The sequence below is a fragment of the Klebsiella sp. K4 genome (assembly GCF_014596785.2).
GTDB lineage: Bacteria > Pseudomonadota > Gammaproteobacteria > Enterobacterales > Enterobacteriaceae > Klebsiella > Klebsiella pneumoniae.
The window spans coordinates 3,763,456-3,780,184 of the sequence record NZ_CP115021.1 but is presented as its reverse complement, the minus strand read 5'-3'; the positions used below and the strand labels follow the sequence as shown (position 1 = coordinate 3,780,184).

Annotated in this window: 13 protein-coding genes; 1 reads left to right on the top strand and 12 read right to left on the bottom strand. The window is 56.0% G+C overall.

Features of this window, described 5'->3' with window-relative positions:
- Positions 1-8 precede the first annotated feature (8 nt).
- Positions 9-2,591, bottom strand: coding sequence for a leucine--tRNA ligase (gene leuS, locus IB144_RS18840; protein ID WP_065888895.1), 2,583 nt, complete (start codon positions 2,589-2,591; stop codon positions 9-11).
- A 226-nt stretch (positions 2,592-2,817) separates the two neighbouring features.
- Here leuS and IB144_RS18835 point away from each other — a divergent pair, with 226 nt between their 5' ends.
- Positions 2,818-3,300, top strand: a complete 483-nt coding sequence (locus IB144_RS18835; RefSeq protein WP_002894699.1) for a zinc ribbon-containing protein — start codon at positions 2,818-2,820, stop codon at positions 3,298-3,300.
- 45 nt (positions 3,301-3,345) lie between these two features.
- On the opposite strand, the gene IB144_RS18830 is transcribed toward IB144_RS18835, so the two are convergent.
- The 11 genes from IB144_RS18830 to miaB form a co-directional block, all read right to left on the bottom strand.
- On the bottom strand, positions 3,346-5,139 hold the full coding sequence (locus IB144_RS18830) for a filamentous hemagglutinin N-terminal domain-containing protein (protein WP_040215849.1): 1,794 nt from the start codon (positions 5,137-5,139) through the stop codon (positions 3,346-3,348).
- Between the two features lie 65 nt (positions 5,140-5,204).
- On the bottom strand, positions 5,205-6,875 hold the full coding sequence (locus IB144_RS18825) for a ShlB/FhaC/HecB family hemolysin secretion/activation protein (RefSeq protein WP_048337590.1): 1,671 nt from the start codon (positions 6,873-6,875) through the stop codon (positions 5,205-5,207).
- Between the two features lie 381 nt (positions 6,876-7,256).
- Positions 7,257-7,982, bottom strand: coding sequence for an amino acid ABC transporter ATP-binding protein (locus IB144_RS18820; protein ID WP_002894706.1), 726 nt, complete (start codon positions 7,980-7,982; stop codon positions 7,257-7,259).
- Positions 7,982-8,656 (bottom strand): glutamate/aspartate ABC transporter permease GltK, encoded by a 675-nt coding sequence (gene gltK / locus IB144_RS18815; protein ID WP_002894707.1) that lies wholly within the window; start codon positions 8,654-8,656, stop codon positions 7,982-7,984. The genes IB144_RS18820 and gltK overlap by 1 nt, the downstream gene beginning before the upstream one ends.
- On the bottom strand, positions 8,656-9,396 hold the full coding sequence (locus tag IB144_RS18810) for an amino acid ABC transporter permease (protein WP_048337591.1): 741 nt from the start codon (positions 9,394-9,396) through the stop codon (positions 8,656-8,658). The genes gltK and IB144_RS18810 overlap by 1 nt, the downstream gene beginning before the upstream one ends.
- A gap of 164 nt (positions 9,397-9,560) precedes the next feature.
- Entirely contained in the window at positions 9,561-10,472 is a 912-nt protein-coding gene (locus tag IB144_RS18805) for an amino acid ABC transporter substrate-binding protein (RefSeq protein WP_002894712.1), read from the bottom strand.
- A gap of 354 nt (positions 10,473-10,826) precedes the next feature.
- A complete protein-coding gene (gene lnt, locus IB144_RS18800) occupies positions 10,827-12,365 on the bottom strand; it encodes an apolipoprotein N-acyltransferase (protein WP_032435490.1) in 1,539 nt (512 codons plus the stop codon).
- A 125-nt stretch (positions 12,366-12,490) separates the two neighbouring features.
- Positions 12,491-13,369, bottom strand: coding sequence for a CNNM family magnesium/cobalt transport protein CorC (corC, locus tag IB144_RS18795; RefSeq protein ID WP_004197606.1), 879 nt, complete (start codon positions 13,367-13,369; stop codon positions 12,491-12,493).
- A 147-nt stretch (positions 13,370-13,516) separates the two neighbouring features.
- A complete protein-coding gene (gene ybeY / locus IB144_RS18790; RefSeq protein ID WP_002894722.1) occupies positions 13,517-13,990 on the bottom strand; it encodes an rRNA maturation RNase YbeY in 474 nt (157 codons plus the stop codon).
- Positions 13,987-15,033, bottom strand: a complete 1,047-nt coding sequence (locus IB144_RS18785) for a PhoH family protein (protein WP_004176871.1) — start codon at positions 15,031-15,033, stop codon at positions 13,987-13,989. The genes ybeY and IB144_RS18785 overlap by 4 nt, the downstream gene beginning before the upstream one ends.
- 153 nt (positions 15,034-15,186) lie before the next feature.
- Positions 15,187-16,611 (bottom strand): tRNA (N6-isopentenyl adenosine(37)-C2)-methylthiotransferase MiaB, encoded by a 1,425-nt coding sequence (gene miaB / locus IB144_RS18780; protein ID WP_002894730.1) that lies wholly within the window; start codon positions 16,609-16,611, stop codon positions 15,187-15,189.
- Positions 16,612-16,729: the final 118 nt, after the last annotated feature.

Genomic DNA, 16,729 nt, shown 5'->3' with positions numbered 1-16,729 from the left:
TCCCGCGCTTAACCAACGACCAGATTGAGCAGTTTACCGGGAACGTAAATCACTTTACGCACGGTTTTACCGTCGAGATATTTCGCCACCAGATGTTCCTGGCCGGCGCGCTCGCGAACCTGCTCTTCAGTTGCATCTACCGCAACGGTAATTTTACCACGAACTTTGCCATTGACCTGGACGACGACGAGGGTGCTGTCTTCCACCATCGCGCTCTCATCCGCTACCGGCCACGGCGCGTTGTCGATATCGCCTTCGCCGTTCAGCTCACGCCACAGGGTGAAGCTGGCGTGCGGAGTGAACGGGTTGAGCATACGCACCACCGCCAGCAGAGCTTCCTGCATCAGCGCACGATCCTGCTCACCTTCCTGCGGCGCTTTCGCCAGCTTGTTCATCAGCTCCATGATTGCCGCGATGGCGGTGTTGAAGGTCTGACGACGGCCGATGTCATCGGTCACTTTGGTGATGGTTTTGTGGATATCGCGACGCAGCGCTTTCTGATCTTCGCTCAGAGCCGCCACGTTCAGTGCCGCAACCTCTCCTTTAGTGGTGTGCTCGTAGACCAGTTTCCAGACGCGTTTCAGGAAGCGGTTCGCCCCTTCAACGCCAGATTCCTGCCACTCGAGGGTCATATCCGCCGGGGACGCAAACATCATGAACAGACGCACGGTATCCGCGCCGTAGCGCTCAACCATCACCTGCGGGTCGATGCCGTTGTTTTTCGACTTGGACATCTTGCTCATGCCGGTGTACACCAGCTCGTGGCCCGCCGCGTCTTTGGCCTTCACGATGCGGCCTTTTTCGTCGCGCTCAACGATGGCGTCAACCGGGGAAACCCAGTTACGTTCGCCGTTTTCGCCCACATAGTAGAACGCGTCAGCCAGCACCATGCCCTGGCACAGCAGCTGTTTCGCCGGCTCATCGGAGTTCACCATGCCCGCGTCGCGCATCAGCTTATGGAAGAAGCGGAAGTAGAGCAGGTGCATGATGGCGTGTTCGATACCGCCGATGTAGATATCTACCGGCAGCCAGTAGTTGGCCGCTTTCGAATCCAGCATTCCTTCCTGATACTGCGGGCAGGTGTAGCGCGCATAGTACCAGGAGGATTCCATAAAGGTGTCAAAGGTGTCGGTTTCGCGCAGCGCCGGCTGGCCGTTGACGGTGGTCTTGGCCCATTCAGGATCGGCTTTGATCGGACTGGTGATGCCGTCCATGACCACGTCTTCCGGCAGGATCACCGGCAGCTGATCTTCCGGAGTCGGCAGCACGGTGCCATCTTCCAGGGTCACCATCGGGATCGGCGCGCCCCAGTAGCGCTGACGGGATACGCCCCAGTCGCGCAGACGGTAGTTAACTTTACGCTCGCCCACGCCCATAGCAGCCAGTTTGTCGGCAATGGCGTTGAAGCCCGCTTCATAATCAAGACCGCTGAACTCGCCGGAGTTAAACAGGACGCCTTTCTCGGTCAGCGCCTGCTCGGAGAGATCCGGCTCGGAGCCGTCGGCAGCGAGGATAACCGGCTTAATGTTCAGACCGTACTTGCTGGCGAACTCGTAGTCGCGCTGGTCGTGACCCGGAACGGCCATTACCGCGCCGGTGCCGTATTCCATCAGCACAAAGTTTGCCGCCCAGACCGGAATTTCTTCACCGGTCAGCGGATGAATGGCTTTAAAGCCGGTATCGACGCCTTTTTTCTCCATCGTCGCCATGTCGGCTTCGGCCACTTTGGTATTGCGGCACTCGTCGATAAAGGCGGCCAGCGCCGGATTGTTCGCCGCAGCCTGCTGCGCCAGCGGGTGACCCGCCGCGACGGCCAGGTAGGTACAACCCATAAAGGTGTCCGGACGGGTGGTGTAGACAGTCAGTTTGTCAGCGTAGTCGTTGACGTCAAAGGAGATTTCTACCCCTTCCGAACGGCCGATCCAGTTGCGCTGCATGGTCTTCACGGTGTCCGGCCAGTGGTCCAGCTTATCCAGATCGTTCAGCAGTTCATCGGCGTAGGCGGTGATTTTAATAAACCACTGCGGGATCTCTTTACGCTCGACCTTGGTATCGCAGCGCCAGCAGCAGCCGTCGATAACCTGTTCGTTGGCAAGCACGGTCTGGTCATTCGGGCACCAGTTCACTGCGGAGGTTTTTTTGTACACCAGGCCTTTTTTGTACAGCTCGGTGAAGAACTTCTGCTCCCAGCGGTAGTATTCCGGGGTGCAGGTCGCCAGCTCGCGGCTCCAGTCATAGCCGAAGCCCAGCATTTTTAGCTGGTTTTTCATGTAGGCGATGTTGTCGTAGGTCCACGGCGCTGGCGCGGTGTTGTTTTTCACCGCCGCCCCTTCTGCCGGCAGACCGAACGCATCCCAGCCGATCGGCTGCAGGACGTTTTTGCCCAGCATGCGCTGGTAGCGGGCAATCACGTCGCCGATGGTGTAGTTACGCACGTGACCCATGTGTAGTCGACCAGAAGGATAAGGAAGCATCGACAGGCAGTAATACTTCTCTTTGCTCTCGTCTTCAGTTACTTCAAATGTACGATTTTCGTCCCAGTGAAGCTGGACTTTCGATTCTATCTCTTCCGGGCGGTATTGCTCTTGCATGGCAGCCAGTGGTCCTGTTTTCAATACAGCTACAAAGTGTAGCCAATGGATGTGTTATTTCAGATCGGCATAGCATAGCCCAAACGCCCACGTCAAAACAGCTTTTCGCACATCAACATCGGCAAAAGCTGCGCAGATTATTTCGCGACTCTGTGGCTTGTCAGACACAGCGGGAGAGGAATAAGGTCTATTATCAGAAGACGTTAACCCCACCGGAGGCGAAATGATGAACAAGGTTGCTCAATATTACCGTGAACTGGTCTCCTCGCTCAGCGAACGGCTCCGCCATGGAGAGCGCGATATCGACGCGCTGGTGACGCAGGCGCGGGAAAAAATCGTCCGCGCCGGCGATCTGACGCAGAGCGAGATCGAGTCGGTGATTGCGGCGGTCAAGCGCGACCTCGAGGAGTTTGCCCGCAGCTACGAAGAGAGTCACGAAGACGAGAGCGACAGCGTGTTTATGCGGGTGATCAAAGAGAGCCTGTGGCAGGAGCTGGCTGATATCACCGACAAAACCCAGCTCGAGTGGCGGGAAGTCTTTCAGGATCTGAATCACCACGGCGTGTACCACAGCGGCGAAGTGGTCGGTCTAGGCAACCTGGTCTGCGAGAAGTGCCACTATCACCTGGCGGTATACACCCCGGACGTGCTGCCGCGCTGTCCAAAATGTGGCCACGATCAGTTCCAGCGTCGGCCCTTCGAGCCCTAAGCGTGCGAAAAACGATGCGCGAGGCTTCGCGCATCGTGGTTTGTCTTATTTCACCGTGTTGACTTCGGTGCTCTTGAAATACTGTTTTCCACCCATGTCGCTAACATATTTCTGCGATGAGTTCAGTACCAGCTTGTCAGCAGTTAACGTCCCGACGCCGCATTTCGCCAGGCCCAGTATGCCGCAACTTTTACCACCATTGACCACTTTGGTGGCGGTTAACGTCATGTTGCCGCCCGCGCTGAGGGTTGAATAATTGTAGATCGCGCCTTTGTTTTTGGTATTTAAGGTCAGGTCGTCGGTGCTACTGATCTGCCCTTCGTTGGTGATATCTGAGTAGGTCGTAATTGAAATATTTTTGGCAGTAATATTGCCATAATTATTCACTACGCCATGATCGGTGGTGATATCGGCGGCTTTCATATAACCATTTTGGTTCAGCCAGTAGCTGTGGGCGGTAATGGCGTTGGTTGCCTCAATACGACCACTGCTGCTTTGCGCCAGCGTGCCGTTGGTCTGCAGATTGATATTTTCGCCGGTGATATTGCCGAGGTTATAGATTTCGCCCGTATTGGCGCTGCCGTCCTGTTTAAGCGACTGAATGGTTGTTTGGCCAGTAGAGTTAATATTGCCGGTGTTTTTAAAGCTGTCGCCGACAAACGTCAGGCTGGTGTTTTTGGCGCTGATTTTGCCTTCATTAAGGAAATCACCGATTGCCGTGGCGGCAATCTGGTTATTTGACAGCAGGGAGGCTTTTTCTTCGTTGCGGATTTTCCCGCCGCTGGTCAGGCTTAATCCACTGGTGCCGGTCATCGTGCCTGAGTCGCCGTTGGTGATGTTGCCGTTGGCGGTGGCAATGAGCTGGCCGCCGGAGAGAGAACCGGTGTTAACGATATAATCGCCACTGGAGAGCATTAAATAATAGGCGCCGGCGATGCTACCGTCATTGGTGATGCCCGAGGCGGTGGCGACCTGATTCAGCAGACCGTTGCTTTTGATCGTGCCTTTGTTCAGCAGATTACCGTTGCTGGTGAGCTGCAGCGAACTATTCGCGACGATAGAGCCTTTATTGCGTACGCCAAAGCCGATGTTATTGCCGACCATGCTGATGCTGTTGGCCTCAATGCCGCCAAGGCTGCTGACGTCGATGCTGTACTGCGGGTTAACCGTCATCTGGATCAGGGTGGCCTTTTTACCAGCGGAGGTCACCGAGCCAGAGCTGTTATCCATGGTGAAGTTGCCCGCGCTGACCAGGGCGTTGTTGGCCTGCACTTTACCGTTGATATTGATCGCGTCGGCGAGCAGAACCGCATAGCCGTTGGCGGCGTTCATGCCATTTTCGCCGATGGTGAGGGTGCCGCCCGTTACGGTATAGCTGCCGATAGCGCCATCGTCGGTCATATTAACCTTGCCGGTGGTCAGGATAGCCTTGTTGGTATTAACAAAGCTACAGCCGGAACAGGTGATGCCGTTCGGGTTGGCGATTACCACATCCGCTTTCTGACCGTTGACTTCGATAAAGCCCTTCAGGCTACTGGCGTTTTTGGAGGTCACCTCGTTCAAAATCACCGAAGCGCTGCCGGCGGTCAGATTATTGTTGCGGGCGATATTGCCAAATGTGCTGTGGCTGACATCATCGCCGCTGTTATTGAGGATGGTGCCATTGGCGCCGACGTTGAAGTCGCGGTACAGGTTATGGGAGACACCGGCGGCGTTCGGCTTTTCAATATCGATAACCGTGGCGCCGGAAGAGTGCGTATAGCTTGTGGGGTCGGCATAAACTACCGACGAGGTTAATACTGCCGCCAGTGCGACATAAGAAGCCTTAAACTTAAACATTTTCTTTATTCCTTTAAATAATGATTAATAAATAATGTAAATATGACGAGTCAATAATGTGCGAATTAATACCTCCACTGTAATGAAAAGCCCATATTCAGGGCGTCGCTATGAAACTTATCCGGTTTACTCAGCGGGGTACTAATAAACAGATCGTACTGCGTTGACCATAGCTGACCGCGCAGCCCGCTGACGGCGCCGGAGAGCACTTTGCCTTTTTGATATAGATCGGCGCCGATAAGGCGGCCTATATCCGCGCCCAAATAGAATTGCCGCTCGTGGGTGGCCAGATCCCAGATAAAATCGTTGCGCCAGTACCATCCCTGATTGCCGGACAGGCTGTTTTCACCGTCAAAACCGCGCACGCTCCAGCGGCTGCCAATATTGAATTTGTTATCGGAAGCGAGTTTGTCCGGGCTGAACTGGGCGCTGAGGCGGGGAGCCCAGGTAAATTTGTCGCCGGTGGCGTCAAATTTCATCATTGCCTGCAGATTACCATGCACAATCCGCGACAGCGGGCTATACAGCCCGGCCTGCTCTTCCGGCGTTGCTGTCGAGCTGAGCCACGGCAGGCTGCGCTGGATGCCGATGCTGGCATCAACAATCTTTTTGTTAAAGTAGTGCTGGTGGTTGAGGGTGAATTCCCATGAGGGGTTCTGCTTGCGCATCACCAGTAGCTCACTGCCGCCGAAGTAATAATGCGAGGTGCTCTTGGCGATCCGCAGGTCGGCGGTAGTTTTTTGCTGCCGGGTGTGGGAGAGCAGACGACTCAGCGTGGCGCTGTAGTAGCGATTTTTACTCTTATAATCCATCGTCGACCAGTTGCCGTTAAACTGCTGACGATACTGGCTGTATGCCCCGTAGGCGCTTAGTGTCCAGTAGCCAAAGGGAATGGAGTAATACAGGCTGCCGTTGTGGTTGCCGTCGTTATGCTGATTGAATTCAATATCGCCCCCGCCGGAAAGGTACAGGATATCGTTGAGGGTGGTCAGGTCATAGAGATAGAGGGCCCCGCCGGCCTGGTAGCGTCCGCTGGCTTTGCTGCCGGCGTCGTCAAGCCAGGCGCCAAGCTGCCATTTTTTCGCCAGGCTGCGGGCGATCTGGATATCGCTTTCTCCCTCGTGTTGGCCCGGCAGCAGTTTCATGTGCGCGGTGGCGCCGGGCAGACGCTGCAGGTTGGCCATCCCTTGCTCAAGGTCGCTTAAGCGCAGGATAGTACCGGAAGAGGTGGGCAGGGAATTCCACAGGCGGGTGGTGTCCGAGCCGTCGGCATAGTCGATAGCGCCCACTTTGCCATAGTGCAGCGTGAACCTGAGTATGCCGTGCTCCAGCGACTGGGAGGGCACATCAATCAGCGAGGTGATGTAGCCTTGCGCGATCAGCTCATTTTGCAAGGTATAGGCCAGCAGGCGAATGCCTTCGCTGCCCAGGCAGCGTCCCTGCGCCTGCCGCGCGGTTTTCGCCAGTAATTTCCGGGTGAGCGCCTGGTTATCGGAGTCGATATCGACCCGGTTGATCAATTTGCAATGCGTTTCCTCAGGAAAAGGGATACCCTGCGGCGCCACGCGCTGTTGTGAAGACTGAAAATCCTGTTGCTGCGGCGCCAGCGCCTCCTGGCGGGCTTTATCCTGCTCCGTCTGGTGAGTAGAAGAGGTCAATGGCGCGGCCCCGGCGGCTGAGGTGCCCGCCAGCGTGATAAACAGCAGCCCGTTGAGCGTGCGAGATCGAATTAACATGAAGCAATATCCATTTGTTTCATTGGTTTGGTGGCGCATCCATTATTCTGCGAGCGGCAGAGAATATTGATGGCCTTTATTTCGGCATTCCGGCGCAGGCGAGGTCAGGCAAGAATATTATATTCAATCAATAAAATAATCGTGCGACGAACCTGTTACGAGGCGTTATATGCTAGCGGCGGCGGCAATGCCGGTCCACGAATTCATTATTGAATTCTTTATGAATTGATCGATTTAATAAATAAGCTCAGCTTTTATCGCCGAGGTTTATTGGGTACGTAAATGATAGTAGCGATAATCTGCCGCATAAATAACATTGGCGAATAATATGGCGGAAAAGATTAACTGCGCATACCGGGCGGTATGCGCAGAGAAGAACCATCAATGAAGTATTTTGGCGAGGAAATCTTTGGCACGCTCGGATTGCGGATTGGCAAAGAAGGCCTCTTTATCGGCATCCTCGACAATCTTCCCTTCATCCATAAAGATCACCCGGTTCGCCACCTTGCGGGCAAAGCCCATCTCATGGGTCACGACCATCATGGTCATCCCTTCGTTAGCCAGTTCGACCATAACGTCCAGCACCTCGTTAATCATCTCCGGGTCAAGCGCTGAGGTGGGCTCATCAAACAGCATGGCGATCGGGTCCATACACAGGGCTCGGGCAATGGCCACGCGCTGCTGCTGGCCGCCGGAGAGCTGCGCCGGGTATTTTTCCGCGTGCGCCGCCAGGCCAACGCGCTCCAGCAACTTGAGGCCTTTCTTGCGCGCTGAGGCTTTATCGCGGTTAAGCACTTTGACCTGCGCCAGCGTCAGGTTGTCGATAATCGACAGATGCGGGAACAGTTCAAAATGCTGAAACACCATGCCGACGTGCGAGCGCAGTTTAGCCAGGTTGGTCTTTTTATCGTTAACCACGGTGCCATCGACAATAATCTGCCCCTGCTGTACCGGCTCAAGGCCGTTCACAGTCTTAATCAGCGTGGATTTACCGGAGCCTGACGGCCCGCAGACCACCACGACTTCGCCTTTTTTCACTTCCGTGGAGCAATCGGTCAGCACCTGAAAGTGACCATACCATTTTGAAACGTTTTTCAGGGTAATCATTACACAGTCCTTTTCTTCAACCAGCTGACCAACAGCGAGGCGCTGAGGCTAATCACAAAATAGACGCCGCCCGCGAACAGGATCATTTCGACCTGGGTTCCGTCACGCTCGCCAATGGTGGAGGCGGTACGGAAGAAGTCGGCGAGACTCAATACATACACCAGCGAGGTATCCTGGAACAGGACGATCCCCTGGGTTAGCAGCAGCGGCACCATGGCGCGGAAGGCCTGCGGCAGGATCACCAGCCGCATTGACTGCCAGTGGGTCATCCCCAACGCCAGCGCGGCGCTGGACTGGCCGCGGGAGATGCTCTGAATGCCGGCGCGGATAATCTCTGAATAGTAGGCGGCTTCGAACATCGAAAACGCCACCATCGCCGAGATCAGGCGAATATCCGTTTTCGGCGACAGTCCCAGCACGTTCTGCAGGAAGCCCGGGACAATCAGGTAGAACCACAGCAGGACCATCACCAGTGGGATTGAGCGGAATACGTTGACGTAGGATTTAGCAAACCAGGCCAGCGGCAGAAAGCTGGACAGGCGCATAACCGCCAGCAGGGTGCCCCAGACGATGCCGACCACGATGGCGATCACCGTAATCTTCAGGGTGATCACCAGCCCTGCCAGCAGATAGGGCATGGAGGGAACGATCGAACTCCAGTCAAAATCGTACATTATTTGCCTCCCATATTGCCAGGCAGGCGAACCTTACGCTCGACCACATACATAATCAGCATAATCACCGCGTTGATGAAAACATAGGCCAGGGTGATGGCGGTAAAAGACTCCCAGGCATGAGCGGAGTAGTCCAGCAGTTTGCCCGCCTGCGCGGCCATATCGGCCAGACCGATGGTGGAGGCGATGGCCGAGTTTTTCACCAGGTTCATCATCTCCGAGGTCATCGGCGGCACGATAACGCGGTAGGCGTTCGGCAGCAGCACGTAGCGGTAGGTTTGCGGCAGGGTCAGGCCCATCGCCAGGCCGGCGTTCTTCTGCCCGCGCGGCAGCGACTGGATGGCGGCGCGTACCTGCTCGCAGACGCGAGCGGCGGTAAACAGCCCCAGGCACAGCATGGAGGAGACAAAGAATTGAATGTTTGGGTCCAGCTCCGATTTAAACCACATGCCGATATTTTCCGGCAGGAACTCCGGCACCACCAGGTACCAGGTAAAGAACTGCACGATCAGCGGCACGTTGCGAAACAGTTCGACATAGCAGGTGCCAATGCCCGAGAGGAAGCGATTGGGTACCGTGCGTAAAATGCCGAACAGTGAGCCGACGAGAAAAGCGATGATCCAGGCCGTGATGGAGAGGGCGACGGTGATTTGAAAACCGCTCCACAGCCAGCCCAGGTAGGTAGTGTTGCCGAAGGGGGCCTGTTGCAGGAATATCCCCCAGTTCCAGTCTATTGACATACATGACTCCTGGAAAAAAAAGGGTAGCCAGTGCTACCCTCGAAGACGGTTGTCCAGCTTGTTTCGGTATTCGCGGCGGCTGGGGAACGACCAGCCGCCGTATAGTCTGTCCGTGCTGTGACAATCATCGGGAGGGCAGGATATCCCGCCCCTGGTTGTTATAATTAGTTCAGTGCTTTGTCGTTAGGTGATTTGAACAGCGCTTTCATGTCGTCCGACAGCTCGAAGTTGAGGTTAAGATTTTTTGGCGGAATCGGGTTTTTGAACCATTTGTCAAACCACTTCTCCGCTTCGCCAGAGGTCTGAGCCTGGGCGACGGTTTCATCAACCAGCGCCTTGAACGTCGGATCGTCCTTCCGCAGCATGCAGCCATAGGCCTCCTTCGACTGCGGGGTGCCGACGATTTCCCAATTATCCGGTTTCTTCGCCTTGGCGCGTTCGCCAGCCAGCAGGGCATCATCCATCATAAAGGCCACGGCGCGTCCGCTCTCCAGGGTGCGGAAAGAGTCGCCATGATCTTTGGCGCTGATAATGCGCATATTCATTTTTTTCTCATCGTTCAGCTTATGCAGCAGGATCTCCGAGGTGGTTCCGGAGGTGACGACGACCGCTTTATCCTTCAGGTCCGGGAAATCTTTGATCGGACCGCCTTTCTTCACCAGCAGACGGGTACCGACCACGAAGATGGTATCGGAGAAGGCCGCCTGTTTCTGGCGCTCAAGGTTGTTGGTGGTTGAGCCGCACTCGAAATCAAAGGTGCCATTCTGCAGCAACGGGATACGGTTCTGCGAGGTGACCGGGATCAGTTTGACCTGCAGATCGGGTTTGTTCAGTTTTTTCTTGATGGCATCGACGATGGCGTTGGAATAATCCTGAGAGTAGCCCACAACCTTCTGCTGGTTATCGTAGTAAGAGAACGGGACCGAAGATTCACGATGGCCGACAACGATAACTCCGTTTTTGGCGATCTTATCCAGGGTGTTCTGGCCAGCCGCCGGGGCAGCATCTTCCGCCTGCGCCAGACCAGCGGTCATTCCCATTACCAGCATTGCCGTGGCCAGTTTACGTAATTGCATATCCAACTCCTTATCCGCAGCGTCAGCGACGCTATTGATACCCATTGTGATTGTGTGTGTTGTTATTGGGGGCACGCGTCCACGTGCCGCATTTGTATGTGTTTGTTAGCATTTAGTTTGGCTTAATGTAAAGATTTTGCTGCTTTATTGTTTATTTTTGCGAAGCGCTCCGCACCAATCGGAGGCAAATATCTTCCATTGCACCAAAATAGCGCGACCACCGATCGTTTCTGGTGCAACCTGGTTGCACTGGGTCGGACGATGCCGCTACCAGGTTAAATAAAGCAATGACTGTGCCAGAGTGGCAGATGATGGGAAGAAAAAGCCGGCGACGGGCGTCGCCGGCGGAGAAACTTATCGGCGACGCTGGCGCAGGCTCATCAGCAGCGCGGCGAAACCAAACAGCGCCGTCAGCGCCCATAGCGGCCAGTTGCCGGTGCGGGCGTAAGGGGTTAAGCCGCTGGTGGGGGTCACGGTGGTGGTCAACACCTCGCGGGTAAACTGTGGGATCATCTTCTGGATCTCGCCACGCGGGCCGATCACCGCAGTAATGCCGTTGTTGGTGCTGCGCAGCAGCGGGCGGGCCAGCTCCAGGGCGCGCATTCGCGCCATCTGGAAGTGTTGCCATGGGCCGATGGACTTGCCGAACCAGGCGTCGTTGGAGATGGTCAGCAGGAAGTCGGTGTCCGGCCGGAAGTTATCCCGCACCTGTTCCCCGAGGATTATCTCGTAGCAGATGGCCGCGGTCAGCTTCAGGTTATGTGCCATCAGCTGCGGCTGCACGTAGGAGCCGCGGCTGAAGGAGGACATCGGCAGGTCAAAGAACGGCGCCAGCGGGCGCAGAATCGACTCCAGCGGTACAAACTCGCCGAACGGCACCAGATGGTTCTTGTTGTAGCGGTTGGTCGAGTCGTAGCGGTACGGGTTATCTTTGCCGAGAGTAATGATGGTGTTGTAGGTATCGTAACGGTTCTGCTTGTTGAGACGCGCATCGACAATGCCGGTGATCAGCGAGCTGTCTTTTGCGCGCAGCAGATCATCCATCATGCTGAGGAACTGCTGCTGGTTGATCTCCAGATCCGGGATCGCCGATTCAGGCCAGATAATCAGCTGCGAGTGGCCGATATGCGGCTGGGTCAGCGCCAGGTAGGTTTTCAGGGTATTGACCAGCTGCTTTTCGTCCCATTTCATGGCCTGTGGGATATCGCCTTGCACCAGCGAGACCTGGGTCGCGCGCGCCGGCAGCAGCTGATACCACTGGATATAGCGCAGCGGGAACGGCAGGGCGAACAGCAGCGCGGCAATCGCCAGCGGCTTCCAGTTGCGCTGGACGAGGGCCAGGGCCAGCAGGCCGCTGACTACCATCAGCAGGAAGTTAATCGCCTCGACGCCCATCACCGGCGCGAGGCCTTTCAGCGGGCCGTCAATCTGGCTGTAGCCGAACTGTAGCCACGGAAAGCCGGTCAGCACCCAGCCGCGCAGGAACTCGGTGATTTGCCAGACGACAGGGGCAGCGATAGCCATCCGTATCCAGTTAGTTTTAGGCCACAGACGGGCGAGCAGGCCGGCAAACAGGCCGGTGTAGAGCGAGAGATAGGCCGCCAGCAGAACGACGAGGAAGACGTTAACCGGGCCGGGCATTCCGCCAAACTGCGCGATGCTGACATAGACCCAGTTGATACCCGTGCCGAACAGCCCGAGTCCCCAGAAATAGCCGATCCCGGCGCTTTGCAGCGGGCGTCGGTTGAGGGTTAACGCCTGCAGACCGATCAGCGAAACGATAGCCGCTGGCCAGAAGTCATAAGGTGAAAAAGCCAGCGTTCCGCTGGCTCCAAACAACAGAGCCAGCAACAGACGTACGCGCTGGCGTTCAAGAAGAGAGGCAAATACCATTTAGGTTAATCGTCCCGTTAATTAACGCCTGCTGCTACAGGCTATTCTTTTTGCCAGCCGGACGCGGGGCACCTACAACCGTGTATGACTCGCGGTCTCCCGGCTGGCCATTTCAGCGCTACCGCTTACTCTTCCAGCTTCGGCTGGGGAGCGTCATCGGGCAGCTTTACATGCACCTGAATGATACGACGACTATCTGCCATTGCTACCTTGAATTGGTAACCATCAATGTCGATAGATTCGCCGCGGGCCGGCAGATGGCCGAAGGCCTGCATCACCAGCCCGCCAATGGTATCCACTTCTTCATCGCTAAAGTGCGTGTCGAAGGCGTCGTTGAAGTCTTCGATGGAGGCCAGGGCGCGCACCGTCCAGGTGTGGCGGCTCAGCTGGCGGAAATCGATATCTTCTTCTTCGTCGTACTCGTCTTCAATTTCCCCGACGATGAGCTCAAGGATATCCTCGATGGTCACCAGGCCAGAGACGCCGCCGAATTCGTCAATAACGATCGCCATATGGTAGCGCTGTGAGCGAAACTCTTTCAGCATGCGGTCGACCCGCTTGCTTTCCGGGACGACAACCGCCGGCCGTAACACTTTTTCCATGCTGAAGGCTTCGGCGTCGCTGCGCATAAACGGCAGCAGATCCTTGGCCATCAGAATCCCTTCGATGTGATCTTTATCTTCACTGATGACCGGGAAACGCGAGTGGGCGGATTCGATGATGACATCCAGGCACTCGTCCAGCGTCTGGTTGCGTTTCAGGGTTATCATTTGTGAACGGGGGATCATAATGTCGCGGACCCGCTGGTCGGCGATATCCATTACCCCTTCGAGCATGTCACGCGTATCTTCATCGATAAGGTCGTTTTGCCCGGAATCACGGATCAGCGCCAGCAGTTCATCGCGGTTTTTCGGTTCCCCGTGAAAAAGCTGGCTGAGTAACAGGGAGAAAAATCCCTTTTTGCTGTTTACTGTGTCACTACTGTGTGAATTGTCGTCGCTCATGGCGTCGTTTGGGTTCTCATGTTGATTTAACTGTCGCTCGTCGCGCGTAAACTCAGCGCCGGACGGCATGGGTTGCCTGACTTTCTGGCAGGTAAAACGCAGAAACAGCGGCCGGATGAGGCGCAAGCACCGCCATCCGGCTGGGCGCTATTCCGCAATCTTCTCGGAAATGTACGGGTCCTCATAGCCCAGAGCAAGCATTATCTCTGTTTCAAGGCCTTCCATCTCTTCCGCTTCGTCGTCTTCGATATGATCGTAGCCCAGCAGATGCAGGCTACCGTGCACCACCATATGCGCCCAGTGCGCCTCCAGCGGCTTACCTTGCTCGCTGGCTTCTTGCTCTACCACCTGACGGCAGATGATCAGATCGCCGAGTAGCGGCATTTCAATTCCCGGCGGCGCTTCAAACGGGAAGGAGAGGACGTTGGTCGGCTTATCCTTGCCGCGATAGGTCAGGTTCAGCTCATGGCTTTCTGCAACGTCGACCAGACGAATCGTTAACTCTGACTCCTCCTGAAACGGCGGAATGACGGCGTCGACCCAGCGTTGGAAAAGGGCTTCGTCCGGCAGGCCGCTGGTCTCTTCGCAGGCCAGCTGTAAATCGAGGATCACCTGACTCATTTTTGCTCCTGTTCCTGGGCTTCGCGTTTGCGCTCGGCGGCCAGCTCTGCTTTACGTTTCTGGTCTGCGGCTTCCCATGCCTCATAGGCGTTCACGATGCGGGCGACCACCGGATGGCGCACCACGTCTTCGCTATGGAAGAAGTTAAAGCTGATCTCATCGACTTCCGCCAGTACTTCGATGGCATGGCGCAGACCGGATTTGGTGCTGCGTGGCAGGTCAATCTGCGTGATGTCGCCGGTGATCACCGCCTTGGAGTTAAAGCCGATGCGGGTCAGGAACATCTTCATCTGTTCGATGGTGGTGTTCTGGCTTTCATCAAGAATGATAAAGGCGTCATTCAGCGTCCGTCCGCGCATATAGGCCAGCGGGGCCACTTCGATGACGTTACGCTCAATCAGCTTCTCCACTTTCTCAAAGCCGAGCATCTCAAACAGCGCGTCATACAGCGGGCGCAGATACGGGTCGACCTTCTGGCTCAGATCGCCGGGCAGGAAGCCGAGCTTTTCGCCTGCCTCGACGGCCGGACGGGTCAGCAGAATACGGCGGATCTCCTGGCGCTCCAGCGCATCGACCGCCGCCGCCACCGCCAGATAGGTTTTACCCGTACCCGCCGGACCCACGCCGAAAGTGATGTCGTGATCGAGGATATTGGCGATGTACTGCGCCTGGTTCGGCGTACGCGGTTTGATTACCCCGCGCTTGGTCTTGATATTGACGGCTTTACCGTACTCAGGCACGCTTTCGGCGCTCTGCTCCAGTACGCGCGCTTCCTTGATCGCCAGGTGGATCTGCTCTGGTTCAATATCCTGAATCTGACCGCGCATTGGCGCTGTGTCGACATACAGGCTGCGCAGAATATCGGCGGCAGCGTGCACGCACAGGGCGCGACCGGTCAGCTTAAAGTGATTGTCACGGCGGTTGATCTCAATGCCTAACCGACGCTCCAGCTGTTTAATGTTGTCGTCAAACGGGCCGCACAGGGCTAACAGGCGTGCGTTATCCGCTGGCTCCAGGGTAATCTCACGAGTGTCTATGTTCAAACTATTCCTCTTTACGCAGGTGGCCGGACGCGGCGCGTGGCCGGCTAATCAGGAAATTATTTACGTCACAGGAAAATGGCGCAAGCATTGCTGTAGATATAGGGACGGAGAGAGGAATTACAAGGCCTGCCGGAACCGACAGGCCTGAAGGGATCATGGCTGGTAAATTCCCACGCCAAGATCGTTCTCTTTACGGGTGCGGGCAATCACTGATTCGGGTGATTCAGCGATACGCAGACCCATCTCCGCTTCGGTGCGCACGATTTTACCGCGCAGCGAGTTGGTGTATACATCGACGATTTCGACATCGACAAACTTACCGACGAGGTCCGGGGTACCTTCGAAGTTGACCACCCGGTTATTCTCCGTACGTCCGGAGAGCTCCATGATGTTCTTACGCGAGGTGCCTTCCACCAGGATGCGCTGTACCGTGCCGAGCATGCGACGGCTCCAGGCCATCGCCTGCTGGTTAATGCGTTCCTGCAGGATATACAGACGCTGTTTTTTGTCCGCCTCCGGCACGTCGTCGACCATATCGGCCGCCGGGGTGCCCGGGCGAGCGGAGAAGATAAAGCTGTAGCTCATATCGAAATTGACGTCGGCGATGAGCTTCATGGTCTTTTCGAAATCTTCCGTGGTTTCGCCCGGGAAGCCGACGATAAAGTCGGAGCTTATCTGAATATCCGGGCGCGCTTCACGCAGCTTGCGAATAATCGCTTTATACTCCAGCGCGGTATGGGTGCGTCCCATCAGGTTCAGCACACGGTCGGAGCCACTCTGCACCGGCAGGTGCAGGAAGCTCACCAGCTCCGGCGTATCGCGATAAACGTCGATGATATCGTCGGTAAATTCGATCGGGTGGCTGGTGGTGAAGCGAATGCGGTCGATGCCGTCGATGGCGGCGACCAGGCGCAGCAGGTCGGCAAAGCTGCCGGTGGTGCCGTCGTAATTCTCACCGCGCCAGGCGTTAACGTTCTGCCCCAGCAGATTGACCTCACGCACGCCCTGCGCCGCCAGCTGGGCGATTTCAAACAGGATATCGTCGCACGGACGGCTAACTTCTTCTCCGCGGGTATACGGCACCACGCAGTAGGTGCAGTATTTATTGCAACCTTCCATAATCGAGACAAAGGCGGTCGGCCCTTCGGCGCGCGGCTCTGGCAGGCGATCGAATTTTTCAATTTCCGGGAAGCTGATATCAACTACCGGACTGCGGTTGCCGCGCACGGAGTTAATCATCTCCGGCAGGCGGTGCAGGGTTTGCGGCCCGAAAATAATATCGACATAGTGCGCGCGCTGGCGAATATGGTCGCCTTCCTGGGAAGCCACGCAGCCGCCGACGCCAATAATCAGGTCCGGGTTCTTCTCTTTCAGCAGCTTCCAGCGGCCAAGCTGATGGAAAACTTTTTCCTGGGCCTTCTCACGAATTGAGCAGGTATTGAGCAACAGCACATCTGCTTCTTCCGCCACTTCGGTCAGTTGATACCCATGTGTCGCATCCAGCAGATCGGCCATCTTTGATGAATCATACTCGTTCATCTGACAGCCCCAGGTTTTAATATGGAGTTTTTTTGTCATTGACTTGCTCATGCTCAGTAATAGATATCCAAAACGCGGGGATATATACAGGGTGAATTTCGCATTCCAGGGCGCGTATTGTAATGCTTTGGTCGCCCCCTGACCAGTGCGAGCGTTA